Origin of the sequence: Fundidesulfovibrio agrisoli (assembly GCF_022808715.1) — a bacterium.
In the GTDB taxonomy this organism is placed as follows: Bacteria; Desulfobacterota; Desulfovibrionia; order Desulfovibrionales; family Desulfovibrionaceae; genus Fundidesulfovibrio; species Fundidesulfovibrio agrisoli.
In genome coordinates this window covers 1-24,692 of sequence record NZ_JAKZKX010000033.1, presented here as the reverse complement: position 1 = coordinate 24,692, position 24,692 = coordinate 1, and the positions used below count along the sequence as shown (strand labels likewise).

Annotated in this window: 24 protein-coding genes and 1 riboswitch; of the genes, 14 read left to right on the top strand and 10 right to left on the bottom strand. The window is 67.3% G+C overall.

Annotated features, from left to right (window positions below):
* The first annotated feature begins 35 nt into the window (after window positions 1-35).
* The 3 genes from MLE27_RS16790 to MLE27_RS16780 all read left to right on the top strand — a co-directional run bounded on the left by MLE27_RS16790 (window position 36) and on the right by MLE27_RS16780 (window position 3,763).
* Window positions 36-1,223, top strand: coding sequence for a glycosyltransferase family 4 protein (locus MLE27_RS16790; protein WP_243313617.1), 1,188 nt, complete (start codon window positions 36-38; stop codon window positions 1,221-1,223).
* Between the two features lie 364 nt (window positions 1,224-1,587).
* The gene (locus MLE27_RS16785) at window positions 1,588-2,472 is read left to right on the top strand and encodes an EamA family transporter (protein WP_243313614.1); all 885 of its coding nucleotides are present in this window, start codon (window positions 1,588-1,590) and stop codon (window positions 2,470-2,472) included.
* A 94-nt stretch (window positions 2,473-2,566) separates the two neighbouring features.
* Complete coding sequence (locus tag MLE27_RS16780; RefSeq protein WP_243313612.1) at window positions 2,567-3,763, top strand: glycosyltransferase family 4 protein; 1,197 nt, start codon at window positions 2,567-2,569, stop codon at window positions 3,761-3,763.
* Between the two features lie 182 nt (window positions 3,764-3,945).
* Here MLE27_RS16780 and MLE27_RS16775 read toward each other — a convergent pair whose 3' ends face one another.
* Complete coding sequence (locus tag MLE27_RS16775; RefSeq protein ID WP_243313610.1) at window positions 3,946-5,862, bottom strand: potassium transporter Kup; 1,917 nt, start codon at window positions 5,860-5,862, stop codon at window positions 3,946-3,948.
* Between the two features lie 45 nt (window positions 5,863-5,907).
* Window positions 5,908-6,145: riboswitch (cyclic di-AMP (ydaO/yuaA leader) on the bottom strand.
* Between the two features lie 99 nt (window positions 6,146-6,244).
* On the opposite strand from MLE27_RS16775, the gene wrbA reads away from it, so the two are divergent.
* Both wrbA and MLE27_RS16765 read left to right on the top strand, forming a co-directional pair.
* Window positions 6,245-6,856, top strand: a complete 612-nt coding sequence (gene wrbA, locus MLE27_RS16770) for an NAD(P)H:quinone oxidoreductase (protein WP_243313608.1) — start codon at window positions 6,245-6,247, stop codon at window positions 6,854-6,856.
* Window positions 6,857-7,061: 205 nt separating this feature from the next.
* A complete protein-coding gene (locus MLE27_RS16765) occupies window positions 7,062-7,649 on the top strand; it encodes a hypothetical protein (protein ID WP_243313606.1) in 588 nt (195 codons plus the stop codon).
* Between the two features lie 5 nt (window positions 7,650-7,654).
* On the opposite strand, the gene MLE27_RS16760 is transcribed toward MLE27_RS16765, so the two are convergent.
* Entirely contained in the window at window positions 7,655-7,921 is a 267-nt protein-coding gene (locus MLE27_RS16760) for a helix-hairpin-helix domain-containing protein (RefSeq protein WP_243313604.1), read from the bottom strand.
* A 30-nt stretch (window positions 7,922-7,951) separates the two neighbouring features.
* Between MLE27_RS16760 and MLE27_RS16755 the strand changes: the two genes are divergently transcribed.
* Both MLE27_RS16755 and cbiD read left to right on the top strand, forming a co-directional pair.
* Window positions 7,952-9,445 carry a cobyrinic acid a,c-diamide synthase CobB gene (locus tag MLE27_RS16755; protein ID WP_243313603.1) on the top strand — a complete coding sequence of 498 codons (1,494 nt, stop codon included), beginning with the start codon at window positions 7,952-7,954 and terminating at the stop codon, window positions 9,443-9,445.
* Window positions 9,442-10,710 carry a cobalt-precorrin-5B (C(1))-methyltransferase CbiD gene (gene cbiD / locus MLE27_RS16750; RefSeq protein ID WP_243313601.1) on the top strand — a complete coding sequence of 423 codons (1,269 nt, stop codon included), beginning with the start codon at window positions 9,442-9,444 and terminating at the stop codon, window positions 10,708-10,710. The genes MLE27_RS16755 and cbiD overlap by 4 nt, the downstream gene beginning before the upstream one ends.
* Before the next feature lie 60 nt (window positions 10,711-10,770).
* Here the strand turns inward: cbiD and MLE27_RS16745 are convergent, their stop codons facing one another.
* A complete protein-coding gene (locus MLE27_RS16745; protein WP_243313597.1) occupies window positions 10,771-11,076 on the bottom strand; it encodes a Dabb family protein in 306 nt (101 codons plus the stop codon).
* Between the two features lie 96 nt (window positions 11,077-11,172).
* On the opposite strand from MLE27_RS16745, the gene cbiE reads away from it, so the two are divergent.
* From cbiE to MLE27_RS16720, 5 genes are all read left to right on the top strand, one after another.
* On the top strand, window positions 11,173-12,417 hold the full coding sequence (cbiE, locus tag MLE27_RS16740) for a precorrin-6y C5,15-methyltransferase (decarboxylating) subunit CbiE (RefSeq protein ID WP_243313594.1): 1,245 nt from the start codon (window positions 11,173-11,175) through the stop codon (window positions 12,415-12,417).
* A gap of 77 nt (window positions 12,418-12,494) precedes the next feature.
* The gene (locus MLE27_RS16735) at window positions 12,495-13,364 is read left to right on the top strand and encodes a hypothetical protein (RefSeq protein WP_243313592.1); all 870 of its coding nucleotides are present in this window, start codon (window positions 12,495-12,497) and stop codon (window positions 13,362-13,364) included.
* The gene (gene cobM, locus MLE27_RS16730) at window positions 13,361-14,122 is read left to right on the top strand and encodes a precorrin-4 C(11)-methyltransferase (RefSeq protein ID WP_243313590.1); all 762 of its coding nucleotides are present in this window, start codon (window positions 13,361-13,363) and stop codon (window positions 14,120-14,122) included. Before MLE27_RS16735 ends, cobM begins: the two co-directional genes overlap by 4 nt.
* A gap of 187 nt (window positions 14,123-14,309) precedes the next feature.
* Entirely contained in the window at window positions 14,310-15,284 is a 975-nt protein-coding gene (locus tag MLE27_RS16725; RefSeq protein WP_243313588.1) for a chemotaxis protein, read from the top strand.
* Window positions 15,285-15,462: 178 nt separating this feature from the next.
* Window positions 15,463-15,867, top strand: coding sequence for a secondary thiamine-phosphate synthase enzyme YjbQ (locus MLE27_RS16720; RefSeq protein WP_243313586.1), 405 nt, complete (start codon window positions 15,463-15,465; stop codon window positions 15,865-15,867).
* A 382-nt stretch (window positions 15,868-16,249) separates the two neighbouring features.
* Here MLE27_RS16720 and MLE27_RS16715 read toward each other — a convergent pair whose 3' ends face one another.
* The gene (locus MLE27_RS16715) at window positions 16,250-17,242 is read right to left on the bottom strand and encodes an NAD(P)H-dependent glycerol-3-phosphate dehydrogenase (RefSeq protein ID WP_243313584.1); all 993 of its coding nucleotides are present in this window, start codon (window positions 17,240-17,242) and stop codon (window positions 16,250-16,252) included.
* A gap of 127 nt (window positions 17,243-17,369) precedes the next feature.
* On the opposite strand from MLE27_RS16715, the gene ahbB reads away from it, so the two are divergent.
* On the top strand, window positions 17,370-17,849 hold the full coding sequence (gene ahbB / locus MLE27_RS16710) for a siroheme decarboxylase subunit beta (RefSeq protein ID WP_243313583.1): 480 nt from the start codon (window positions 17,370-17,372) through the stop codon (window positions 17,847-17,849).
* 192 nt (window positions 17,850-18,041) lie between these two features.
* Here the strand turns inward: ahbB and MLE27_RS16705 are convergent, their stop codons facing one another.
* From MLE27_RS16705 to MLE27_RS16690, 4 genes are all read right to left on the bottom strand, one after another.
* Window positions 18,042-18,557, bottom strand: coding sequence for a hypothetical protein (locus tag MLE27_RS16705; protein ID WP_243313581.1), 516 nt, complete (start codon window positions 18,555-18,557; stop codon window positions 18,042-18,044).
* A gap of 163 nt (window positions 18,558-18,720) precedes the next feature.
* A complete protein-coding gene (locus MLE27_RS16700; protein ID WP_243313580.1) occupies window positions 18,721-19,011 on the bottom strand; it encodes a hypothetical protein in 291 nt (96 codons plus the stop codon).
* A 125-nt stretch (window positions 19,012-19,136) separates the two neighbouring features.
* On the bottom strand, window positions 19,137-19,463 hold the full coding sequence (locus tag MLE27_RS16695) for a hypothetical protein (RefSeq protein WP_243313578.1): 327 nt from the start codon (window positions 19,461-19,463) through the stop codon (window positions 19,137-19,139).
* A 72-nt stretch (window positions 19,464-19,535) separates the two neighbouring features.
* Window positions 19,536-20,768 carry a biotin--protein ligase gene (locus MLE27_RS16690; RefSeq protein WP_243313577.1) on the bottom strand — a complete coding sequence of 411 codons (1,233 nt, stop codon included), beginning with the start codon at window positions 20,766-20,768 and terminating at the stop codon, window positions 19,536-19,538.
* Window positions 20,769-20,909: 141 nt separating this feature from the next.
* Between MLE27_RS16690 and MLE27_RS16685 the strand changes: the two genes are divergently transcribed.
* A complete protein-coding gene (locus MLE27_RS16685; protein WP_243313575.1) occupies window positions 20,910-23,561 on the top strand; it encodes a valine--tRNA ligase in 2,652 nt (883 codons plus the stop codon).
* A 157-nt stretch (window positions 23,562-23,718) separates the two neighbouring features.
* Here MLE27_RS16685 and MLE27_RS16680 read toward each other — a convergent pair whose 3' ends face one another.
* Together MLE27_RS16680 and MLE27_RS16675 are read right to left on the bottom strand one after the other, a co-directional pair.
* Entirely contained in the window at window positions 23,719-24,387 is a 669-nt protein-coding gene (locus MLE27_RS16680; protein WP_243313634.1) for an IS1595 family transposase, read from the bottom strand.
* Window positions 24,388-24,414: 27 nt separating this feature from the next.
* Window positions 24,415-24,692 (bottom strand): integrase core domain-containing protein (locus MLE27_RS16675; protein ID WP_243313573.1); only part of this gene is annotated, 278 nt, incomplete at its 5' end.

Sequence of the window (24,692 nt, the reverse complement as noted above, 5' to 3'; positions counted from 1 at the left end):
CACATAATCTTGGTTGAAACGGACGAGACCCCCCGATGCACATCCTCTTTCTGAACCACAATGTGGAGAACTACGGCACCTACTTCCGCTGCGTGCACCTGGCGCGCGGCCTGGTGCGGCGCGGGCACAAGGTCACGCTGCTCTGCGCCAACCGGGAGGACACCCTCTCCACCACCAGGCGCGTGGAGGGCGGGCTGACCACGGTGCTGCTGCCCAAGTACCGGCTGAAGGGCTTCCACACCCTGCACAGCCTGCGCATGCTCTACAACACGGCCTACGCCCTGGCCCTGAAGTGCGACGTGCTGCACACCTTCGCCTTCCCCCTGCACCCCATGGCAGTGCCCACCCTGGCCGCACACTATCTCCGCCCGGGCCTGCCCATCGTGCTCGACCACGACGATCTCTGGAAGGGCGGCTTCGCCAACCAGCACCCCGGGCTCTACCAGCGCTTCGTGGGCTGGTGCAACGACACCATGCCCCGCATGGCCCGCCAGTGCACCGCCGCCAGCGCCATGCTCATGGACTCCTTCCGGACCGCCGGAGTGCCGGACGGGCGCATCCACTACATTCCCAACTGCCCCACCATGGGCAAAAGCCCGCTGGACAAGATGCAGGCCCGCGCCGCCACCGGGCTGGACGCCATGATGCCCGGGGACGCCCCCATGGTCCTTTCCATGGGGCACACCTACACCGAGTCGCTCTTCCAGCTGCTGGACGCCTACGAGCGCGCCCGGCGCGACGTGCCCGAGCTGCGCCTGGCCTTCCTGGGCAAGATGCACATCCCGGCGGATTTCGAGCGCCGCCTCGCCCCGTATCTGGAGCGCGCGGACGGGCGCATCCTCAGGCTGGGCGAAAAGCCGCCCGCAGAGGTGCCCGCCCACCTGGCCGCCGCCGACGCCCTGCTGCTGCCCATGGACGACGACCCCATCGAGAAGGCCCGCTTCCCCATCCGCTTCGGGGACTACCTGGCCTCGGGCGTGCCCATCGTCTCCAACGCCGTGGGCGAGATCGAACGCTTCCTCACCGAGCACGACTGCGGCTACGTGGCCCCGGTCAGCGATTCGCAAGCTTTCGGGGTGAAGATCGTGGAGGCCCTCACGGACGAGACCAGGCGGGACGCCATTAGGGAGAACGCCCGCAGGCTCATCGAGGAGACCCTGAACTGGGACGCCGTGGCGCAGAAGCTGGAAGGTATTTACGAGCTGGCGAGGAAGAAGAAGTAGGAAGAGCCGGGGGCCAGCCCCCGGACCCCCGGCAGGGCGCTGCCCTGCACCCGCCAGGGGGAGGGCCTCCCCCTGGACCCGGCATCAGCTTCGCGGGATTCGTGAGGTCAGTGCCGGGGAGCGCGGGAGGGGAGGAACCGCCGGGACCGCGCCCAAAGCGGCGCTCGCCCCGGCGGACCGCCATCGCCGCAAGCGGCGATAGGTAAATTTTTCATGAGAACCGGCTGATTGTCCGTAAAGCCGGTGGTCGGCGCGAAGCAGTACAGGATTCCAAAGGAACGAAGTTCCTTTGGCGGGAGAGTGCAGAGAGGGCAGCGCCCTCTTTGCCCGCCGGAGGCATCTTCCTGAAAGCGAAGAGAGAGCCGTGAAACCCAAGGATATTCTTCTGGCCCTGGTGGTCGTGGCGCTCTGGGGCGGCAACTTCGTGGTCATCCGCGTGGGGCTGGACTCCTTCCCCCCGCTGCTCTTGGCCGCCTTGCGCTTCGTGCCCGTGGCCATGCTCGCGCCCTTCCTGCCCCGCCCGGACATGTCCTGGAAGCGGCTGGTGTCGCTTGGGCTGGCCTGGTTCGTGGCACAGTTCAGCCTGCTGTTCCTGGGCATGGCCGTGGGCATGCCTCCGGGCCTGGCCTCGGTGGTGCTCCAGTTCCAGGCCTTCATCACCATCGCGGTGGCGGCCCTTGTGCTGGGCGAGAAGCCGGGCCTGCGCCAAGTGGCCGGGTCGCTGGTGGCCCTGGCCGGGCTCGGCCTCATCGGCCTGACCGCCGGGTCCGGCGGCGTGACCCTGGCGGGCTTCCTGCTCATCCTGGGCGCGGCCATGTTCTGGAGCATGGGCAACATCCTCATGCGCGGGGCCAAAAAGGTGGACATGCTCGGGCTCATCGCCTGGCTCAGCCTGATCCCGCCGCTGCCGCTGCTGGGGCTCTCCTGGGCCTTCGAGGGGCAGGAGCGCATCGTGCAGGCCCTGACGCACCTGAATGTTTACGGGGTGGGCGCGGTGCTCTACCTGACCGTGTTCGCCACCATCATCGGTTACGGGGGGTGGGGGAAGCTCCTCAACACCTATCCGGCGGGCACGGTGGCCCCGTTCTCGCTGCTCATCCCGGTGTTCGGGGCGGTCTGCGCCAGGCTGGCCATGGGCGAGACCTTCGGTCCCCGCCGCATGGCGGGCATGGCCCTGATTCTGGCGGGGCTGGCCGTGGTGGCCCTGCCTGGGTTCAAAAGAGGCGCGGCGAAGCCCGCGAAGCAATAACGGGTCCAGGGAACGAAGTTCCCTGGCGGGAGAGTCCCCAAAGAGTGCGGGGGAGGGCGGCGCCCTCTCTGCCCGCCGGAGGCACGAGACTTATATGCGCATCTTCATCCCGGCCATGGGCCGCGTGAACACGAAAAACCGCGACGGCAGCGAGGTCCGCTTCTCGGAGATCGCCCGCCGCTGGCTGGCCTGGGGCGAGCGCCTCTCCGTGATGCTGCCCAAGCGCCAGATCGGCGTCTTCGAATCCCAGGACGTGCGGGGCATGGAGTACCAGGTGTTCCCCGAGCCCTTCGAGAGCGAGGCCGACAGCCTGGGCAACGTGCTCAAAACCTACCTCTGGCGGCTCTTCCGCTGCCTGTTCATGCCCTACCCGGAGCCCGTGGACGCCGTGTACGCGCCCTCCGACTTCCTGGTGGACCTGATTCCCGCCCTGCTGGCCAAGATCCGCAACCCCAGGGCCGCGCTCACGGTGTGCGTGTTCCTCATCGCGCCCAACCCGTTCAAGGGCTACGAGAACGTGTTCCGTCCGCGCTGGCGCGTGCCCACCATCCGGGGGCTTCTGTACTGGTCCACCCAGATGCTGGCCGTCGGGCTGGCCCGGCTGTTCGGGGCGAGGCTCCTGGTGCTCAACAGCCTGGACCGTGACACGCTGCTGGCCCGCCGGGTGGACCCCAGGGCCGTCACCGTGGTGACCATGGGCGTGGACGTGGACGCCTTCGGAGAGGTGGAGGTTCTGCCGGAAACGCCGAAGTACGACGGCGTGTTCCTGGGCCGCCTGCACCCTCAGAAGGGCCTCCTGGACCTGGTGAAGATCTGGCGCGCGGTGTGCGACAAGCGCCCGGAGGCCCGCCTGGGCGTCATCGGCGGTGGCAGCGACGCCTGGTTCAAGCGCCTGAAGGACGAGATCGAGGCGGCGGGGCTTGCGCGCAACGTGGACCTGCTGGGCTTCAAACAGGGCGCGGAGAAGGTGCGGCTGCTCAAGAACGCCGGGTGCTTCTGCATGCCCAGCCACTACGAGAGCTTCGGGCAGGTGGCCGTGGAGGCCATGGCCAGCGGGCTGCCCGTGGTGGCCTACGACCTGGCCATCTACGACGAGATTTTCCCCGGCGGCATGGTCCGCCTGCCCCAGGGCGACGTGCAAGGCTTCGCGGCCCAGGTGCTGCGCATCCTGGAGGACCCGGCACGGCGCGCCGAACTGGTGGAGCAGGCCGGATGCGTGGCCTGCCGCTTCGGCTGGGACGAGATCGCCCGGGCCGAGCTGGAGCTTGCGCGCCGGGGCGGCAAAGACTGATCCCCTGATCCCTTCTCATCTCCAAAAAACAAAACGCCGGGTCTTCCCGGCGTTTTGTTTTTGAAGTGTGCGCTCCCGGCCTGACGTAACGGCAGATCGCCAGACCATGATTGGGGGTGCAGGGGGATCATCCCCCTGCCGGAGGGGTTCGGGGAGGCAGCGCCTCCCTGATCTTCGTCCCGTTACAACTCCACCTGGTTGCCCAGCTCCACCACGCGCCCCGGCGGAATGTTGAAGAACGACGTGGCGTTCCAGGAGTTGCGCGACATGAAGGCGAACAGCACCTTGCGCCAGTTGGCCATGCGGGAGTCCCCGGTGGTCAGCAGCGTCTCGCGCCCCAGGAAGAACGAGGTGGAGTAGACGTCCATGGGCAGGCCCTTTTCGGTGGCCAGCTCCAGGATTTCGGGCACCTGGGGCGACTCCATGAAGCCGTAGCGCGCCACGATGCGGTGGAATCCCTGGCCCAGGTCCGCGATGTCCAGGCGTTCCGCGGGCGGCACCTGGGGCACCTCGGCGTAGGTGATGGAGAGCAGCACCACGCGCTCGTGCAGGGCCTCGTTGTGCTTGAAGTGGTGCAGCAGGGTGTGAGGCACGCCCTCGGGCGAGATGGACATGAACACCGCCGTGCCCGAGGTGCGCAGCGGCTTGTAGTCGGCCATGTCCTTGAGGAAGATGTCCAGGGGCATGCGCATGTTGCTGTAGTGGCGGGCCAGCAGGGCGCGCCCGTCGCGCCAGGTGACCATCAGGGTCAGCAGGGCCACGGCGATGGAGAGGGTGATCCAGCCGCCGTCCACCACCTTGAGCAGGTTCGCGCCCAGGAAGGAGCAGTCGAAGGCCAGGAAGAGCACCAGCAGGGGCAGGCTCTTCCACAGGGACCAGCCCCAGTTCACGCGGGTCACCTCGAAGTAGAGCACCGAGGTGATGGCCATGGTGGCGGTCACGGCGATGCCGTAGGCCCCGGCCAGGCGGCTGGACTCCCCGAAGGTGAGCACCAGGGTCAGGCAGGCCAGCATGAGCGCCCAGTTGACGCTCGGCATGTAGATCTGGCCGATGGCCTTGTGCGAGGTGTGCACGATGAGCATGCGCGGGGTGAAGCCCAGGTGGATGGCCTGTTGCGTCAGGGAGTACACGCCCGAGATCATGGCCTGGGAGGCGATGATCGTCGCGGCCGTGGACAGGGCCACCATGGGGTAGAGCACGGCCTCGGGCACCAGGGAGTAGAACGGGTTGAAGGCCGCCTCCGGGCTGCGCAGCAGGAGCGCCCCCTGGCCGAAGTAGTTCAGCAGCAGCCCCGGCAGGACGATTATGTACCAGGAGAGCCGGATGGGCGTGCGGCCGAAGTGGCCCATGTCGGCGTAGAGGGCCTCGCCGCCGGTGATGCACAGCACCACGGAGCCAAGGGCCAGGGTGCCGTGGAAGCCGTTGGCGGCGAAGAACTCCACGGCGTGGGCCGGGTTGAGGGCGTAGAGGATGCCGGGGGCCATGAGTATGGAGTGCAGGCCCAGCCCGCCGATCACCAGGAACCAGACCACCATGACCGGGCCGAACACGTTGCCGATGGCCGCGGTGCCGTGCTTCTGGAACATGAACAGGGTGACGAGGATGCCGCAGGTGATGGGCACCACGAAATTGGCGGCGGCCTTGGTGGCCACGTTCAGGCCCTCCACGGCCGAGAGCACGGAGATGGCCGGGGTGATGACGCCGTCGCCGTAGAGCAGGGCCGCGCCGAAGGCGGCCATGAGCAGCATCAGGGGCCAGTGTTTGCCCTTGCTCGCCGGGCCGCCGCGCAACATGGCCAGCAGGGCGAAGATGCCGCCCTCGCCCTTGTTGTCGGCGCGCAGGATGAAGACCACGTACTTGAGGCTGACCACGATCATCAGGGACCAGAAGACCATGGAGAGCACGCCCAGGACGTTCTGTTGGGTCACGGGCATGGCGTGGAGGCCGTGGAAGCACTCCTGGATGGTGTAGAGGGGGCTTGTGCCGATGTCGCCGTAGACGATGCCGAGGGCGGCCAAGGCCAGCGAGGCTTTCTGTGCCGGCGTGCAGGCGGCCCCGTGGTGGGGGCCGTCCTCTGCCGGCAAGGAGCAGGAACGCATGCGCGTGACTCCGGTTGAGGTTGCGGGGGGAGGCCCCGCAATGCACGGAAGCCCCTTCGACGCCTGCGAGGTTAGCTGACGGGCTCGGGCCGAAAGGTTGCCCTACGCCTTGCGTGACGCCCTCAAAAGACAGTGAGTATGATTTTTGAGGATAATAATTTATAATTATTATTGTTCCATGAAAAACATGGACATGGTTTTCATGGACGCGACACACGCGGCGATGCGCCCCGTTGGGTGGTTCCCCCGCTCCCGCCCGGGCGGGATTCGGCGATGCGTACACGCGCTCTACGCCGGGGCATCGCGCCAGTCAACATTCGGGCCTTTGCTTTTACGCGAAATGAGGTAGCATGGGGGCTCAGACCGACGAACGGAGGTTCGCATGAACGTGCTCATCGTCTACTATTCCATGTATGGGCATATCCACGCCATGGCCCAGGCCGTGGCCCAGGGCGTGGCCCAGGTGCCCGGGGCTACCCCGGTGCTGCGCCGGGTGCCCGAGACCCTGCCCCCCGAAGTGCTGGAGAAGATGGGAGCCGGCCAGGCCCAGAAGCTCATGTCCAACGTGCCCGTCTGCACCGTGGAGGAGCTGGGCGCGGCCGATGCGGTCATCTTCGGCACCCCCACCCGCTTCGGCAACATGTGCGGGCAGATGCGCCAGTTCCTGGATTCGACGGGCGGGCTGTGGGTCCAGGGCGCGCTGGTGGGCAAAGCGGGTTCGGTGTTCGCAAGCTCGGCCACGCAGCACGGCGGGCAGGAGTCCACCATTTTGAGCTTCCACGTGACGCTCCTGCACCAGGGCATGGTCATCGTGGGCCTGCCCTACGCCTACCAGGGCCAGACGGGCGTGGAGGCGGTCAAGGGCGGCAGCCCCTACGGGGCCACCACCATCGCCGGGGCCGACGGTTCGCGCATACCCTCCGAGAACGACCTGGAGGGCGCGGTCTGGCAGGGCAGGCACGTGGCCCAGATAGCGGCCAAGCTCACCGCGTAAGAGCCCGTGAACGCGCCGCCGGCCCGGTTTTTTGCGCGGTTCCGGGTTGGAGGCGCGATTGGGAGCCGGGAGCCCGGACGAGTTGTCCGGGCTCCCGGCCTTTTTGCGCGTACCCGCAGGAAATCGCTGCGGTTTCAGCCGCGCAGTGCTAATCGTGGCGTCAAGGGGGAGGCATCCCCGCAACCGGCAACACAGCGAGGGCACCATGAGCAGGGTGGACGAGATACTTCAGAACATCGAGGAGCTGGAAAAGGAACTCGTGGGGGAGCTGCGCAAGACCGAGAACGAGTTCCTCTACACCATCAGGAACAAGAAGGTCCGCTTCGCCAGGGATGTGGAGGCCTACCACCGGGAGCTGGCCGCCAAGTGGTCGGACTACGTGTACGACTCGGGCGTGATGATGATCCTGACCATCCCGGTGATCTGGTCGGCCCTGATCCCCTGCGCGATCATGGACGTGGTGGTGAGCCTGTACCAGCTGGCCTGCTTCCCGGTGTACGGCATCCCGCGCGTGAAGCGGGGCGACTACGTGGTCATGGACCGCCAGGCCCTGCGGTATCTGAACTGGATCGAGAAGGTGAACTGCGCCTACTGCAGCTATTTCAACGGGGTGATCGCCTACGTGGCCGAAGTGGCCGCCAGGACGGAGCAGTTCTGGTGCCCGGTGCGCCACGCCCGGCCCGTGAAGGCCGTGCACAGCCGCTACAGATTCTTCTTCGAGTATGGCGACGCCAAGGGCTACCGGGAGCGGCTGGAGCAGGTGCGCAGGAACTTCCGGGATTTGAAGGGGTAGGGGGACTAGCCCTTCCAGTTCCACCACTTGAGTTTTTCGGGATCGCGCCCTTCGGGCGGCGTGGAGGCGTAGTAGACCGCCTCGCGGAACACGTAGAGCACGCAGCGGTCCAGCTTGCCGCCGGACATCTCCCTGAGCTGGTCGTAGAGCTGCTGCGGGTCGCGCCCGGCAAGGTCCTCCGGGGCGCGGACGCCCAGGCTGTACAGGTCGCGGGCCATGGCCGGGCCGATGCCGGGGATGGTGCGCAGCAGCTTTTCGGTGTGCTTGTCCATGTCTGACAGTTCCCCTATCATCGACGGGCCATGACGAAAACCCTGCTCGTGTCCGGCACCCACTCGGGGTGCGGCAAAACCTCCGTGACGCTCGGGCTGCTGGCCTGGATGCGCCGCGCGGGCCTGGACGCGCGCGCCTTCAAGACCGGGCCGGACTTCATCGACCCCGGCCTGCACGCCCTGGCCTGCGGGCGAACCAGCCACAACCTGGATTCCTGGATGCTCACCCCCCGGGCCAACCGGGAGATCTTCGCCCGGTACGCCGCAGGGGGGGACGTTGCCCTGGTGGAGGGGGCCATGGGCCTCTTCGACGGGCTCTCGGGTACGAGCGAACTGGGCAGCGCGGCGCACATGGCCAAGCTGCTGGGCATCCCCGCGCTTTTGGTGGCGGACGCCTCGGGCATGGCCCGCAGCGCGGCGGCCCTGGCCCAGGGCTTCGCCCGCTTCGACCCGGAGCTCGGGCTTGCCGGGGTGGTCTTCAACCGCGTGGGCGGCCCCGGCCACCGCGAGATTCTGGCCGAGGCCATGGAGCGCGCGGGCGTGCCCCTGCTGGGCTGCCTGCCCAAGGCCCCGGACATCGCGCTGCCCTCGCGCCACCTGGGCCTGGTGACCGCCGGGGATTTGGGACTGGACGCGGGCCGTGCTCAGGGCCGAACCGGCTCCAAGCCGCCGGACTGGCTGGCGCGGCTGGCGGACTGGGTGGAGACCCTGGACCCGGCGGCCCTGCTGGAGCGGCTGCCTTCGCGCGTGTTCGAGACACCCGCGTCCGGGGCCGTCCGCGAATCCCCCACGCCGCAAGTGGGCAGACCGGGCCGAGCGTCGGATGCCGTTCCCGAGCCTGCTCCCGCGCAGCAGGCCCCCTCCGGGCGCGTGCGCCTGGGCCTGGCCCGGGACCGGGCCTTCTGCTTCTGCTACGAGGAGAACCTGCGCCTGTTGGAAATGGCCGGGGCCGAGATCGTGCCCTTCTCGCCGCTGGAGGACGCCGTACTGCCTCCCGGCCTGGACGGGCTCTACCTGCCGGGCGGCTACCCCGAGCTGCACGCGGCCAAGCTCTCGGGCAACGGGTCCATGCTGGCCTCAATTCGGGATTTCTGCGCCTCGGGCAGGCCCGTGTACGCCGAGTGCGGCGGGTTCATGCTCCTCATGGAGGCCGTGGAGGCCGTTGAGAACGGGGAGGGCCGCTCCTGGCCCATGTGCGGGGTCTTCGCCTGCCGGGCCGCCATGGGGGAGCGCTTCGCGGCCCTGGGCTACCGGGAGGCAGTGTTCCAGCGGGACACGCCGCTCGGCCCGGCCGGAACCAGGGCCAGGGGCCACGAGTTCCACTTTTCGCGCCTGGCGGGGCAGGCCCCGGGGCCAGGGACCTACACCCTGAGCGGGCGCAAGGGGGCCATCGACGGGCCCGAGGGCTTTCTCTCCGGCAACACCCTGGGCAGCTACGTGCACCTGCATTTCGCCTCCAACCCGGAGCTGGCCCCGGCCTTCGTGGCGGCCATGCTCGCCGCCAAACGCATGGCCCGGGCATGAGTTCCAGGCAGCGCGGCGAGCGCCCCCTGCGCCAGGGCTTCACCACGGGCTCCGCTGCTGCCGCCGCGGCGAAGGCGGCCTTGAACCTGCTGCTCACGGGGAGCGCGCCAAACGTGGCGGACATCCCCCTGCCGCCGGGAGCCCAGCCGCCGGGAACATCGCCATCGGGTACTTCGCCGCAGGAAGCCCGGCCGCCGAGGGGCAATCCGCCGAAAGAGCAGCCACCGGCAAATCAGCAGCCGGAGATCCAGCCGCTGGCAGCGCAACCACCAAGGGTGCCGCAAGGACGCCTGGCCGTGCCCGTGGCGGGCGCGGCGCTGGAGGGGGACGCGGCCCGGGCCTGGGTGGTCAAGGACGGTGGGGACGACCCCGACGCCACCCACGGGGCAACGATCGCCTGCGTGGCCACATTGCGCCCGGAGCCTGGGATCGAACTGGACGGCGGGAACGGCGTGGGCCGCGTCACCCTGCCCGGGCTGCCCGTGCCCCCGGGCCAGGCGGCCATCAACCCCGCGCCCCGGGCGCAGATCCTCCTGGCCGCGCAAGAATCTCTGGACCAGGCCGGGTATTCGGGCGGAGCCTCTCTGCTCATCGAGGTGGAGGACGGCGAGGCCATCGCCCGCCACACCCTCAACCCCAGGCTGGGCATCGTGGGCGGTATCTCCATCCTGGGCACGGGGGGCGTGGTGAAGCCCTTCAGCCACGCGGCCTGGCGGGCCACCATCGATTCGGGCCTCTCCGTGGCCCGGGCCGCCGGACTGCGCGTGGCGGCCTTCTCCACGGGCAGGCGCAGTGAACGCCTGCTCATGGCCCGCCGGCCGGAGCTGCCCGAGCGCGCCTTCGTGCAGGCGGCGGACTTCTTCGCCCACGCCCTGCGCCAGGCCGCCGCCACGGGCTTCACGGCCGTGGCCTGGGGCTGCTATTTCGGCAAGCTGGCCAAGATGGCCCAGGGGCTGGAGTACACCCACGCCCACGCCGAGCCCACGGACTTCGCCTTGCTCTCCCGCCTGGCGGGCGAGGCTGGCTGCCCGGCGGAGGTTTGCGCCGCCGTGGGCGGCGCCAATACGGCCCGCCACGCCCTGGAGCTGGTCCCTGACGGGCCGCTGCGCCAAGCGTTCGCGGCGAGGACCGCCCAGGCCGCGCTGGAAGCGGCCCGGGGCTTCGGCGGGCCGGGCCTGGAAATTTCCATATGCTGTTTCGGGTTCGAGTCGGGGGTGCTGGCAGTGGCCGGGGCGGAAAAACAGCGCGCCCGCGAGGGCCGGTAGGGGCCATCACGGGCGCGGGCACGGGCACGGGCGCGGGCTGGCGCGTCGCCAGCGGAAAGGCTAGATTTCGTAGTCGATCACGCGGCGCTCGGCCACCACGGACTTGATGAACTCCACCACCTTCATGTGCTCGGGGTGCACGGCGTAGGCCTTGAGGGTCTGCTTGTCGGGGAAGGTGGTGTAGAGGACGATGTCCGTGGGCGGCACGGACTCGAACAGCGAGGCGGTGGCCACCTCCAGGTCGATGACGCCGGGCACCTTGCCGGGCAGGGCCTCCAGCAGGGATTTCATGGTGGCCAGGTTCTCGGCCTTGGGCTTGCCGCCGGCCTCGTCCTTCAGGGTCCACATGACGATGTGCTTGATCATGGCTTTTCCTTTTGTTTCGTATGGCGGCGCGGGCCGCGTGTGGGTGTTCACTAAGCCAGGGGCGCGGCCCAAGTAAAGCCGCGCCCGGAGGGAATCGTGGCGACGCAATCCGAAGGCGGCCTCCCGGCCGTGGAGGTCCTGGGCCTGGGCATAGGCGGCGAGCCGTGCCCCCGCACGCTGGAGGCGGCTTCGCGCTGCGACGTGCTGGCCGGGGGCAAACGCCAACTGGCGGCATTCGAGCGCCTGGGCAAGGCGGCCATCCCCTTCGCCGGCCCGCTGGAGCAGGCCCTGGAGCGCGTGGCCGAAGCTCGGGCTCAGGGCTTGCGCGTGGCCGTGCTGGCCGACGGCGACCCCCTGTATTTCGGCATCGGGGCGCGCCTGCTGGAGCGCTTCGGGCGTGAGGCCCTGCGCTTCACCCCCGGGGTCACGGCGGTGCAGGCCGCGGCCGCCCGCCTGGGCCTGCCCTGGCAGGAGCTGCCCGCCGTCTCGCTGCACGGCCGGGAGGACCCCGGCCCGCTGCTGTGCGCGCTGGCCTTTTCCGGCCGGGCGGCCGTGTACACGGACGCGGCCAACTCCCCGGACGCGCTCTGCGCCATGCTCCTGGCAAGGGGCCTGCCCCCGCGGACCCGAGCATCCGTCCTGGAGGACATGGGCCTGCCCGGTGAGAAGATCCACACCCTGGACCTGCCCGGCGCGGCGGCCCTGCGCTTCTCCCCGCTGAACCTGCTGCTCCTGGAGCTGCCCTCCGGCGCTCCCAGGCCCCAGCTCGGCAGGCCCGACGCCTTTTACGAAACCGAGGGCGGGCTCATGACCAAGGGCCCGGCCCGGGCCTGCTCCATCGCGGCCCTGCGCCTGGAGCCCGAAAGCCTCCTCTGGGACGTGGGCGCGGGCAGCGGCGCGGTGGGCATCGAGGCCTGCGCGTTCCTGCGGGGCGGGCGCGTGTACGCGGTGGAGCGCTCCCCGGTCCGCTGCGCCATGATCCGGCGCAACGCGGCCCGTTGCGGGGCCTGGCAGGTGGACGTTGCCGAGGGCGCGGCCCCCGAGGCCCTGGCGGCCCTGCCCGAGCCCGCGCGCATCTTCATGGGCGGGTCCCTCTCAGGCGGGACGCAGGCCCTGGAGGCCTGCTGCGAGCGCCTGGCCCCGGGCGGGCGGCTGGTGCTCAACACGGTGCTGCTCTCCTCCCTGGGGGCGGCCCTGGAGGTGTTCAAGCGCCTGGGCTGGGCCATCGAGGTCATGCAGGTGCGCGCGGACGAGGCCGAACCCCTGGCAGGGGACCTGCGCCTTGCGGCCAGGAACCCGGTGTTCATCGCCGGGGCTGACAAACCGGCGCGTTTGCCCTAGGAATCATTCCTGAAGTGGCGGCAGGTCCGCCGCACATCCGACAGGCCGTGGCGCAAGGCCGCCACGGGAAGGCTGCCATGAGATCCCCCTATGAATTAACCACCGAGATATTCGAGCCCATCTCCCAGTTCTGGAACGACCACCGCACGGAGCGCTCCATTTCGGGCGCGCTGGTGATCATCTTCCTGGCCTCGCTGGCGGGCATCGAGCTCAAGCGCCTGGGCCTGCTGCCGCCCTCCCTGGCGGGTTTCGTGCCGGAGCACCACTTCGCCGCGGTGAACGTGGCCTTCACCCTGGTGCTCATCCTGGAGGTGCTGGGCCTGATCTTCATCCTGCCGTGCTCCTTTTCCAAGGCCATGGGCAAGCAGTTCGAGATCCTCTCCCTGATCCTTCTGCGCAATTCCTTCAAGGAGCTCATCAACCTGCCCGAGCCCCTGCACCTGACCATGGACTGGACGCCGCTTACGCACATCATCTCCGACGGCGTCGGGGCGCTGATCATCTTCGGGCTGCTGGGCGTCTACGGCGCGCTGCCGCAGCCCAAGCTGAAGCTGGCCCGTTCCGGCTACGGGCGCTACGCCTTCATCGCCTCCAAGAAGATGGTGGCCCTGGTGCTGCTTGGCATCTTCACGGTGCTCGGCGGCAAAGCGCTCTGGCAGGGGCTGACCCAGCACCACACCTTCGACTTCTTCGACACTTTCTACACCGTGCTCGTCTTCGCGGACATCCTGCTGGTGCTGCTCTCCCAGCGGTTCATCCCGGGCTACATGGCCGTGTTCCGCAACTCGGGCTACGCCCTGGCCACACTGGGCATCCGCCTGGCCCTGGCCGCGCCGCCCTATTACAACACGTTGCTGGGCGTGGGCTCCGCGCTCTACGCCGTGGCCCTGACCTGGACCTTCGGCAAGATGGCCGAGAAGTCCCCCCCCGAAGGGAGCAAAGCGTGAGCGCGCGCGTGCATTTCGTGGGCGCTGGCCCGGGCGACCCGGAGCTGCTCACGCTCAAGGCCGCCCGGCTCATCGCCCAGGCCGACACGCTCATCTACCCGGGCTCGCTCACGCCCAATGCCGTGGTGGAGATGGCCAGGCCGGGCGCGCGCATCCTGGACAGCGCCGGCATGACACTCGAAGAAACCCACGCCGCCATCATGGAGGCCGTGCGCTCGGGCGGGCGCGCGGTGCGCCTCCAGGCCGGGGACCCGGCCCTCTACGGAACCGTGGCCGAGCAGGCACGGCTGCTCGAGGCCGAGGGCGTGGAATACGAGGTTGTTCCGGGCGTCACCGCCGCTTCCGCCGCCTCGGCCGCGTTCAGGATTCCGGCCACCGCCCCCGAGGTCACACAGACGCTCATCCTCACGCGCCTGGCCGGGCGCACCCCCGTGCCCGAGGCCGAGGCCCTGCGCGGGCTTGCCAGCCACCACAGCGCCCTGGCCGTGTACCTGGCCTCGGCCGAGCCCGAGGCCGTGCGCGAGGAGCTGCTGGCCGGAGGCCACGCCCCGGATACCGCGGTGGCCGTGGCCCACCGCGTGGGCTGGCCCGAGCAGGAGCTGCACCTCTCCACCGTGCGGGACTTCCCGGAGCTGGTGCGTAAGCGCGGCCTGACCCGCCAGACCCTCTTCCTGGTGCTGCCCGGGGCCGGAGCCGGGACGCGCTCCAAGCTCTACGACCCGTCCTTCACCCACGGCTGCCGGACCGGCGTGGCCTGAGACCGCCTGGAATACGGCCTTTCTTCCGTGCCGCCGCTGCGGTAGTGTGGTTGCGCGGCCCGGCAACTCGCCGGGCTCCGCACGTGGGACGGGGCCGCGCGCCGCGTTCCGGGAGTCGTAACCCGCGCCTGTCCGGGCGGCCCGGACACAGACGAACCCTGTTTTTTCGTCCCCACCGAGGATGCGTATGAGCAGCGGCCAGCAACTGGCGCTCACGGAAGTGGGCACAAACGAAGTCGAGATCATGAGCTTCTACATCGACCGCCAGAACGGAGACTCCGTGCGGCGCGAGTATTACGGCATCAACGTGGCCAAGGTGCTCAAGATCACCCGCATCCCCGACCAGGTCATGCGCCCGCCCACAGCCGCGCACCCCTCCGTGTGGGGGGCCTTCCACTTCAAGGACCGCGACAAGGTCATCCCCGTGGTGGAGCTGGCCCGCTACCTGGAGCAGGAGCAGGCCCCCTGCGACACCCAGAAGCTCATCATCACCGAGTTCAACCAGGTCATGACGGCCTTTCTTGTCTCCGGCATCACGCGCATCTACCGCGTGAGCTGGAAGGACGTGGAGCAGCCCGACAAGCACATCAACGAGTACTCCCGCGACGCCTTCACGGGCATCGTGAACCTGGAGGGGCACATCGTCTTCATCCTGGACATGGAGAAGATCGTCATCGAGCTCAACCCGCAGTCCGGCAAGGATTTCTTCGGCATCGCCACGGGAGTCACCTCGGACCGCTGCGTCAGCGTGCTGCACGTGGACGACCAGGCCCTGGTGCGCCGCATGGTCAAGCGCGCCCTGGAGCAGGACCAGGCCTTCACCGTGGAGTCGGCCGACAGCGGCAAGGCCGCGCTGGACATCCTGCGGGAAAAGGCCGCCCAGGCGGCGGAGCAGGGCGTCCCCCTGACGGAACTGGTGACCGTGGTGGTCTCCGACGTGGAGATGCCGGTGATGGACGGCTACACCCTGTGCCGCTCCATCAAGGACGACCCGGCACTGACCAGGATTCCGGTGTACCTGTTCTCCTCCCTCATCACGGAGGAGACGCAGCACAAGGGCGAATCCGTTGGGGCCAGCGGGCAGTTCCCCAAGCCCCAGACCGAGTTCATGGCCAGGGAGATCCTGGCGGACCTGGCCCGGAAGTGCGCCTCGGGCCGCTAGCGGCCAATAGCGACACTCCCCGCGGCCGCGTCGCTCCGAAGCGGCAGACCACCCGCGCATGCCCGGCATGCGCCGGCCGTGGGCGTATCTCGCGCCTTGCCCGCGGGTTTCCAGGCCGGATCAATTGGTTGCGGCCCGGGCCTGGCGCCGCCGCGGGCCATCCCAAGGAGGAACCTCCATGCGCCACTCCATCAGCCTTTCCACTTCCCGCCGCGAGCAGATGCTCGACATCACCGCCCAGCTCCAGGAGATGGTGCGCGCAAACAACTGGCGCGACGGCCTGTTGCAGGTGCACTGCCCGCACACCACCGCCGGGCTGACCGTCAACGAGAACGCCGACCCGGACGTGGTTCGCGACATGCTCGCCACGCTCGCCCGCCTGGTTCCCGAGCGCGGCGACTACCGCCACGCCGAGGGCAACTCGGACGCGCACCTGAAGTCGAGCTGCATGGGCTGCGGGCTCACGCTCATCGTCTCGGGCGGGCGCATCATGCTGGGCACCTGGCAGGGGGTGTATTTCTGCGAGTTCGACGGCCCGCGCAGCAGGCAGGTATGGGCGGCCTGGGTGGGTTCGGCGGGCTGAGGCGTCTGTTGCCGGGTCCGGCCCTGGCCGCTGCGCCGCCGAAACGCCGCTGTATTTGAAGAACATCGCCGCTTCGACGGCGCAGCGGCCAGGGCCGGACCCGGCGCGGTTCACCGCGCCTGAATTACGGCAAGCAGGCACGGTGTCTTCGGCGGGCTGAGCAGGGGCGGCGAGATTTCTTGGGGAGGCGCTGCCTCTCCAAACCCCTCCGGCAGGGGCATGATGCCCCTGCACCCCCAACCGCTTCGCGTTTACAGGCGACAGTTTTGCCATGGGGCGAAACAAGAAAACCGGGAAGGCGGAGCCTTCCCGGTTTTTTATTGCGGGGTCCAGGGGGATCATCCCCCTGGCGGGGTGCGGGGCGGCGCCCCGCTCTTACATCCTACTCGCCGCGCAGGGTGCGGGTCATCAGGTCGCGCACGGCCTGGGCTGGGTTCTTGTCCTCGTAGAGGATGGCGTTGACCTGCTCCGTGATGGGCAGCTCCACCTTGAACTTCCTGGCCAGGGCGTGCACGGCCTGGGTGGTCTTCACGCCTTCGGCAACCATCTTCATCTCGCCCAGGATGTCCATGAGCTTCTGGCCCTGGGCCAGGCGCTTGCCCACCTGCCTGTTGCGGGAGAGGTCGCCCGTGCAGGTCAGCACCAGGTCGCCCAGGCCGGAGAGGCCCATGAACGTCTTGGGGTCGGCGCCCATCTTCACGCCCAGGCGGGTCATCTCGGCCAGGCCGCGGGTGATGAGCGCGGCGCGCGCGTTGGAGCCGAAGCCCAACTCGTCGGCCACGCCCGCGGCGATGGCGATGATGTTCTTCACCGCGCCGCCCAGCTCCACCCCGCGCACGTCGGGGTTGGTGTAGACGCGGAAGTAGTCGGTGGCGAAGATCTCCTGGGCCTGCTTGGCCAGATCCTTGTCCTTGCAGCCCAGGCTGATGGCGGTGGGCATGCGCCGGATGACCTCATAGGCGAAGCTGGGGCCGGAGAGCACGGCGAAGCGGTGCTTCTTGCCCACCAGGGCCTCCTCGCAGACTTCGGACATGGTCTTGCCGGTGTCGAGCTCGATGCCCTTGCTGGCGCAGATGATGGCCGGGTTCTTGGGCAGCAGCTCGCGCATCTCGCCGAGCACGGCGCGCAGGAACTGGCTGGGCACGGCCATGAGGAACAGGGTGTGCTCGGCGCAGAGCTTGGGCAGATCCATGGTGACCTGCAGGCTGGGGGAGAGCTTCACGCCGGGCATGTACCAGGTGTTCTCGCCCGTGCCCTTGATGGAGGCCAGCAGCTCCATCTCGCGCACCCAGAGGGTGGTCTCGATACCTTTGTTGGCCAGCAGGTCGGCCAGGGTGGTGCCCCAGCTGCCGGCACCGATGATGGCGATCTTCATGGGAGGCTCCTGAAGTATTGGCGGGAAGCTTGACGCAGGGTTGCCCAGGCCGCCCCGCCGGGATTGCCAGTAGCACAGGTTGCCGCTAGAGATAAAGCCGTTATCCGTAGGGTCGAAAGGAGATGAAATGAGCGGAGCCAAGCAGTTCACGGAAACGCAGCGGCGCATCCTGGCGCTGGTGCAGGGCGACCTGCCCGATGTGCCCGAACCCTTCGCCGAGGTGGCGAGGCAGGCGGGCGCGAGCCAGGAGGAAGTGCTGGAGCTGGTGCGCGGCATGAAGCAGCGCGGCGAGATCAGGCGCTTCGGGGCCACCCTGCGCCACCAGAAGGCCGGGTACGGCTCCAACGCCATGGTGGCCTGGTATGTGGACGACGAGGACATGGCCCGCATGGGGGCCTTCATGGCCGCCCGGCCGGAGATTTCGCACTGCTACCACCGGGTGAACTGCATGGACTGGCCGTACAACCTGTACACGATGGTGCACGCCAAGACCCCGGAGGAGTGCGCGCAGACCGTGGCCGAGCTGGCCCGGCTCAGCGGGCTGGAGGAGTACGACGTGCTCAAGAGCAGGAAAGAGTTCAAGAAGACCAGCATGCGCTATTTCTAGGCGCGGCGGGGATATGAGTGTCAGGGGCGTCCGTTGCGGGCGCCCCTTTTCATTTTGGGCTGATTTTCAAACAGACATGGTGCCGGTGGGCAGAGGACATTCGCCCCGCTGCACGTCCTCCCGGCCTTCCGAGCATGTGAGGCCCCGTGTTCGAACTTGCCGGATGCCGAACCGCTGGTTCAGTGAGGACGATTACTGCGGAGATCGCTTGCCGAGTACATCGAACAGCCGGAAGACCGGCTGGGAGAACCATGTGTAAAGGGTATACCCGCCGCCAATCACCAAAAGACTGCCCAGAATCCCAATTGCAATGCCCGCCACGGTGCTGGAGTTCACTAGGCCATTTAACAGTGAAAATACGGCCATGGACAGCCAGATCACTGCGGAAACAGGGCAGGCTTTGATTCTGAGGGTGTCGCCTTGAGAGTCCGTTGCCACAACGGCAACAAATGGAGTCCAACCCCATGTGAGTGGTGGGTAGCGACGCCTGATATAGATGATGTCCCCGCGCATGGAGATCTTCAATTTCTCATGGTAGCATTCGAGAATTCTCCAACTGTCGGGAGAGATGGGCGCAATGATGCTTGAATGAACGGTGATTCCGAATTTGTAGGCGAATGTTCCTGGAAAGAGGCAGCTGATTTGTTCCAATACAAAACATATTGCGAGGAGTATGAGGAGTATGTTTGGAGTGCTTGTGATGTTCATTCTTTGAAAAGCCGCTTTTTGGGATGCCACTGGTTGGTTACATGGTTTGAGTGCTCGTGTAGTGCCTCATCATGATTTCGAAGGACGGTATCAGCTTTGCTTGGCATTCGCCAGAAGGCCGTTCATTAACGAACGTTGTTTTTATGAATGCAGAGTCGCTGCTTTAACTGCCGAACACTGATTTGTGCCAGTATGCCATAGGGTCTGCGAACCAGTGCTCATTTTGTGCGGTGCGTAGAGGCTTCAGGCACTTCATGTCCAGCGAGTACCGGGCCATCAGTCCGATCAACTCCCTGAGGCTGGCGTCGTCGACGGGGTCATTCAGGGTAATTTCCACTCCGCCATCGCACAAGATAGCATCCTTCCCTTCCGCGATCCATTTCAGCCAGTGGAAGAGAAAGTCTTCATCGCCGTTGGAGTAGTATAGGCGGGGCTGAGGGATGATGAGTTTCATAACATCTCTTCTGCGTTGTTAGGGTTGTCTGGAATTGTATCCACAGCACACAGCTTACAGCGGAAAGAAAAAAGGCGGCCACCTGTCCGGTGGCCGCCTCATTGAAAAGCATCCGTTCGTCCGCCTTATTGCGTCTTCGTCGAGGTCGAGAGCGCGGCGGCGCGCTGGTCATCCACTGCGCGCTGCAGCGTCTGGGCGTTCTGCAGGCAGGTGGCCAGGTTCTGGCCGCAGGTGGCATCGCACTGCTGGCGGCGTGTGAACTCGGTGATGGACTGGCACGCGGTCGTGCACTCCAGGTTCGTCGAGTTGCAGTCGCAGATGAAACACGTGCCGATGGGGGGCAGGGTGTTGACCGTGACCTGGTTCTGCGAAGGCAGCGTGACGGTGACCTGGGCGGTTGCCAGGCTGGCGCAGAGCATCAGAACCGTGAGGAAGGCGAAGGTGTGTCTCATTGTGTGCTCCAGGCTGTGCGAGTAGGCCAGACCCCCCCGGAAGTCAAGCTGCGGGCCGTGTTCGCCCTTGTGTCAACCCTGAGTGAGGCAGATGCAGTCCTCCAATACGGAGAGCACCCGGCCGCACAATCCGCCAGCGGTTCCGCCTGCTCCGGGCGGGGGGCCGAACAGGGTGAAACGGGCTTCCTTGAGGCCGCGCTCGGGCACTGCCTCAGGGTCCACCCGCATGAGGCTCAGCGCCAGGCGCTCGGCCAGCAGGTATCCCGAGAGCCCCTTGCCCAAGAGCTCCACGTGGCGGGCCAGATCCTCCCGCTTGCGGTCCAGGTGCTTGCGCGAGGCCTCCGAGGGGGCGAGCCTGCGGGCATGATCCAGCATGGCCAGGATGCCCGAGAGCTGCGCTCCGGGCAGGCCCTGCCGCCAGCCAAGCAGCCAGGGCTCGCGCCAAGCCAACAGCCCATGGGCGATGCCCAACTCCACCACGCCCAGCATCAGCTCCATGGCCCGGTCCAGCAGGGGGTCGTCCCAGGCGGGCACGCCTTCGCCGATGGCCCAGGCCGGGGCCGGGGTTGACGGCGCGGGCACGCCAGCCAGCTCCGCCAGGATGTGCCCCAGCCAGAGGTTGGCCGCCGGGGATTGGGGCGTTTCCAGGTGCGCGTGGGAGAGCACATAGCGCCCCTTGCCGAACTCCCCGGCAACGATGCAGGGATCGCCCGGGGAGAAGGCCGGGGCCAGGCGCACGCCGTAGAGTGCCTCCCAGTCCTCCAGGGCCTGGCCGGGCACCAGGGAGAGCGGGATGTCCGCCATCATGAAGCCCGGGCCGGGGCGGCCGTAGGCGGCCACCACGCTCACGCCCGGGCCGTGGGGCCGGAACGCGGCGGGCCACCAGACCGGGGCCAGGGGCTCGCTCAGCCCTGCGGGGGTGTAGGGTCCGGCCTGTGGCAGCAGCTCCACGTTGCCGGAGGCGAAGTGCTGCAGCCGGTGGGCGAAGGGCTCGCGCGTCCAGGGGCACAGGGCCAGCCCGCCCGGCACCGTGAGGCCCAGGCCCGCGCCGCCGCAGATGCCCAGGTAGCTGCCGCCGCCGCGCACGTAGTCGCGCACGGCCTCCAGGCCTGCGGGGCCCAGGCAGGCGGCCTTGCGGCTGGCGAACCCGCCGGGCACGGCCAAGAGCGCGGGGGCCTCGCGCCGCAAGAGCCCCCCGGCCAGCTCGTGGGCGCGCACCAGGCGCGCGGGCAGGCCCCAGGCCTCAAGCGCCCGGATGAGCAGCACGCCCCACAGGTGGGCCTCGTCCCAGAGCACGTGAATCATGCGCCCCTTGTGCCCCATCCGCCCGGCGGACACAACGCCGGAAAGTCCATTATCCCCGCGTGTAAGCGCCCTCCAGGGTGGCGGAGATGACAACGGCGCGAAAAAAGAGTATTGCGCCGCCACCGAAAAGGAGCCGATTTCATGTCTGATACCACACTGGCCAAGGGCTACGAACCTGTCGACGTCGAAGCCCGCTGGCTTTCGTTTTGGGCCGAGTCCGGGGCCGGAACCGCCGATCCCGACGCCGATGGCGACCCGTTTTCCATAGTCATCCCGCCGCCCAACGTCACCGGCACCCTGCACATGGGCCACGCCCTGAACCTCACCGTGCAGGACATCCTCTGCCGCCACATGCGCCAGCTGGGCCGCAAGGTGCTCTGGGTGCCCGGCACCGACCACGCGGGCATCGCCACCCAGAACGTGGTGGAGCGCGCCCTGGCCAAGGAGGGCTCCTCCCGCCACGAGCTGGGCCGCGAGGCCTTCATCGAGAGGGTCTGGGAATGGCGCAAGGAATACGGCGGCAAGATCCTCAACCAGATCAGGCGCATGGGCGCCAGCGTCGACTGGACCCGCGAGCGCTTCACCATGGACGAGGGCCTCTCCAAGGCGGTGCGCGAGGTTTTCGTGCGCCTCTACGAAGAGGGCCTGATCTACAAGGGCGACTACATCATCAACTGGTGCCCCCGCTGCCAGACCGCCCTGGCGGACCTGGAAGTGGAGCACAGCCCCAAGAAGGGCGCGCTCTACCAGCTGCGCTACGTGCTGGCCGACGGCTCGGGCGAGCTCATCGTGGCCACCACCCGCCCCGAGACGCTGCTCGGCGACACGGCCGTGGCCGTGCACCCCGAGGACGAGCGCTACGCCGCCTTCGTGGGCAAGATGGTCAAGCTGCCCCTGGTGGGCCGCGAGATCCCGGTGATCGCCGACGCCTACGTGGACCGCGAGTTCGGCACGGGCGCGCTCAAAGTCACCCCCGCCCACGACATGAACGACTTCGACCTGGGCCGCCGCCACAACCTGGAGATCCTCCAGGTCATGGACGGCGAGGGGAACATGAACGCCGCCGCCGGAGCCGCCTACCAGGGTCTCTCCCGCGAGGCCTGCCGCAAGAAGGTCGTGGAGGACTTGAAGGAGCAGGGCCTGCTCGTCTCCGTGGAGGAGCACGACCACTCCGTGGGCGAGTGCTACCGCTGCAAGACCGTTGTGGAGCCCCACGTCTCGCCCCAGTGGTTCGTCAAGGCCGGGCCCCTGGCCGAGGTGGCCCGCGCCGCCGTGGAGACCGGGCGCACCCAGATCTATCCCGAGCAGTGGACCACCACCTACTACCACTGGCTCGACAACATCCGCGACTGGTGCATCTCCCGCCAGATCTGGTGGGGCCACCGCATCCCGGCCTGGACCTGCCAGGCCTGCGGCAAGCTCATCGTGGCCCGGCAGGACCCCGCCGCCTGCGACTGCGGCGGCGCCCTCCAGCAGGACCCGGACGTGCTCGACACCTGGTTCTCCTCCGCGCTGTGGCCCTTCTCCACCCTGGGCTGGCCGGACAAGACCCCGGAGCTCAAGGCCTTCTACCCCACCTCGGTGCTGGTCACGGCCTTCGACATCCTCTTCTTCTGGGTGGCCCGCATGATGATGATGGGCCTGCACTTCATGGACGAGGTGCCCTTCAGGCACGTGTACATCCACGCCCTGGTGCGCGACGCCGAGGGCAAGAAGATGTCCAAGTCCACGGGCAACGTCATCGACCCCCTGATAATGATCGACAAGTTCGGCACCGACGCCCTGCGCTTCACCCTCACTGCCTTCGCGGCCATGGGGCGCGACATCAAGCTCTCCGAGGAGCGCATCGAGGGCTACCGCCACTTCGTCAACAAGCTCTGGAACGCGGCCCGCTTCAGCCTGATGAACCTGCCCCAGGAGCTTCCCGGCGTCCCCCTGGACGGCGAGCTGCCCCTGCATCACGCCTGGATCCTCCACCGTCTGGAGGAGATGAAGCAGGCCACCAGCGCCGCCATCCAGGACTACCGCTTCAACGAGGCGGCCCAGGGGCTCTACTCCTTCCTGTGGCTGGAGTTCTGCGACTGGTACCTGGAGGCCGCCAAGTCCGACCTGTCGGGCGAGGACGAGGCCGCCAAGGCCCAGGCCCAGCAGTGCCTGTGGACCGTGCTCTCCGAGCTGCTGGTGCTCTTGCACCCCATCATGCCCTTCGTCACCCAGGAGATCTGGAGCCACCTGCCCGGCCACGCCCAGAAGGACATCTCCAAGGTGCCCTATCCCGCCGCCCGCCCCCAGCACGTGAAGCCCCAGGCCGTGGCCATGATGAGCTTGCTGCAGGAGGTGGTGGTCAGCGTGCGCAACATCCGCTCGGAGCTGTCCATCAGCCCGGCCTTGAAGCTCGATTGCCTGGTGCGCACCGCCGATCCGGCCGACCTGGCCATGCTGCGCGATAACGAGCGCCTGATCACGCTGCTGGCGCGCCTGGGCAGCTTCACCGCCGGGCCGGACGTCACCGCGCCCAAGGCCTCGGCCAGCGCGGCCGCGGGCGGCAACGCCGTGTTCGTGCCCCTGGCCGGAGCCGTGGACTTCGACGCGGAGCTGGCCCGCCTGAACAAGGAGCTGGCCAAGACCGCCAAGGAAGCCGAGATCGTGGCCCGCAAGCTGGCCAACGAGGACTTCACCGCCAAGGCCCCCGCCGAGGTGGTGGCCAAGGAGCGCGAGAAGGACGAGATGCTGCGCGGCAAGGTGGCCAAGCTGGAAGAGCTGAAAGGCAGGATCGAGACGCTCAAGAGCTAGCAGTGAACCTGATTGGAAATGAAGACGGCCCCGCGCGCCTGTGAGGGCGCGCGGGGCCGTTTTTTATATCTCATGTGGGAGAAAGGGGTATGCTAGGTTTTATGATACATTTGCGAGTTGGAGTATTTGGATGTTGAAATGAAAATAAGGGTCATGACTAGAACAGCGGCCTAGCCCTGACGATTTTCAGGAGGGCTTTGTAGATGTCTTGCCCCCTGTGATTGAAACGAAATTCGCATTCCTTCAAGTGCCACAAAAACAAGTGCTTTTTCATGCCTCTGAATCGAGCCAACCTGGTTTTGGCATATCCCCAGAAGCTTTCTATCCCATTGATATGATTTCGTCCGTTTGCAAATTCGTTTTCGGCGTGATTCACCCGAAAGTGCTTTTGATATCCTAGATCAACGAGCCCCCAGTATCCTCGCCAGCCATCTGAGTGGATCACGCTGTCGAGGCCCACTCGCCCACGAATTATGGCCTGAAGGGTCTTGCGGCTGCAATCCGGCACGATCTCAGTATATACCTTTCCTTGACGTTTGAAGATGCCGAAAACTATGGTTTTACAGCCTGCCCCTCGCCCATGTTGGCCCTTAACTCTGCGAGGTCCGAAGTAGCTCTCGTCAACCTCCACTTCGCCGAAAACCGGAGATTCCTGCTCACAAAATTCGGCCACCCGCTGCCGGATGGCCGTGAGGTAGCGATTCACGGTATTCCGGTTCAACCCAGCAACTTGGGCGATCTGTGAGGCATCCAAGTCAATGGCAAAGAGCTTCACGAGCTGGCGAAATTTCGCCTCTGAAATTTTCGAACGATTGTAGCGGTCCAGGGTTTCTTGGACAGTTAGCCGCCAAAATCAGGCCGCCTTTGCGACCTCCAGTTTCTGTCTTTCCCTCACCTGGGCCGGTGAGCGATAGCCGTGCCTGCCGATGCGCCACTGCCAGTTGTAGGTATCCTTGAAGGCCAGGAGGCCCAGGCGGAGATCCTCGACCGTCTGGAATCGGCGAACCCAGAGCAGATTTTCCTTGAGGATGCGCACGAAACGCTCCGCAATGCCGTTGCCTTGGGGCTCGCGCACGTAGGACGGCGAATCCTTGATGCCCAGGAAGGCGATTTCCCGCTGGAAGTCCTCCG

Coding starts and splice junctions, on each gene's coding strand:
- MLE27_RS16790 (WP_243313617.1), top strand. CDS start 36: ATGCACATCCTCTTTCTGAACCACAATGTGGAGAACTACGGCACCTAC.
- MLE27_RS16780 (WP_243313612.1), top strand. CDS start 2,567: ATGCGCATCTTCATCCCGGCCATGGGCCGCGTGAACACGAAAAACCGC.
- MLE27_RS16775 (WP_243313610.1), bottom strand. CDS start 5,862: ATGCGTTCCTGCTCCTTGCCGGCAGAGGACGGCCCCCACCACGGGGCC.
- wrbA (WP_243313608.1), top strand. CDS start 6,245: ATGAACGTGCTCATCGTCTACTATTCCATGTATGGGCATATCCACGCC.
- MLE27_RS16765 (WP_243313606.1), top strand. CDS start 7,062: ATGAGCAGGGTGGACGAGATACTTCAGAACATCGAGGAGCTGGAAAAG.
- MLE27_RS16760 (WP_243313604.1), bottom strand. CDS start 7,921: ATGGACAAGCACACCGAAAAGCTGCTGCGCACCATCCCCGGCATCGGC.
- MLE27_RS16755 (WP_243313603.1), top strand. CDS start 7,952: ATGACGAAAACCCTGCTCGTGTCCGGCACCCACTCGGGGTGCGGCAAA.
- cbiD (WP_243313601.1), top strand. CDS start 9,442: ATGAGTTCCAGGCAGCGCGGCGAGCGCCCCCTGCGCCAGGGCTTCACC.
- MLE27_RS16745 (WP_243313597.1), bottom strand. CDS start 11,076: ATGATCAAGCACATCGTCATGTGGACCCTGAAGGACGAGGCCGGCGGC.
- MLE27_RS16735 (WP_243313592.1), top strand. CDS start 12,495: ATGAGATCCCCCTATGAATTAACCACCGAGATATTCGAGCCCATCTCC.
- MLE27_RS16725 (WP_243313588.1), top strand. CDS start 14,310: ATGAGCAGCGGCCAGCAACTGGCGCTCACGGAAGTGGGCACAAACGAA.
- MLE27_RS16720 (WP_243313586.1), top strand. CDS start 15,463: ATGCGCCACTCCATCAGCCTTTCCACTTCCCGCCGCGAGCAGATGCTC.
- MLE27_RS16715 (WP_243313584.1), bottom strand. CDS start 17,242: ATGAAGATCGCCATCATCGGTGCCGGCAGCTGGGGCACCACCCTGGCC.
- ahbB (WP_243313583.1), top strand. CDS start 17,370: ATGAGCGGAGCCAAGCAGTTCACGGAAACGCAGCGGCGCATCCTGGCG.
- MLE27_RS16705 (WP_243313581.1), bottom strand. CDS start 18,557: ATGAACATCACAAGCACTCCAAACATACTCCTCATACTCCTCGCAATA.
- MLE27_RS16700 (WP_243313580.1), bottom strand. CDS start 19,011: ATGAAACTCATCATCCCTCAGCCCCGCCTATACTACTCCAACGGCGAT.
- MLE27_RS16695 (WP_243313578.1), bottom strand. CDS start 19,463: ATGAGACACACCTTCGCCTTCCTCACGGTTCTGATGCTCTGCGCCAGC.
- MLE27_RS16690 (WP_243313577.1), bottom strand. CDS start 20,768: ATGATTCACGTGCTCTGGGACGAGGCCCACCTGTGGGGCGTGCTGCTC.
- MLE27_RS16685 (WP_243313575.1), top strand. CDS start 20,910: ATGTCTGATACCACACTGGCCAAGGGCTACGAACCTGTCGACGTCGAA.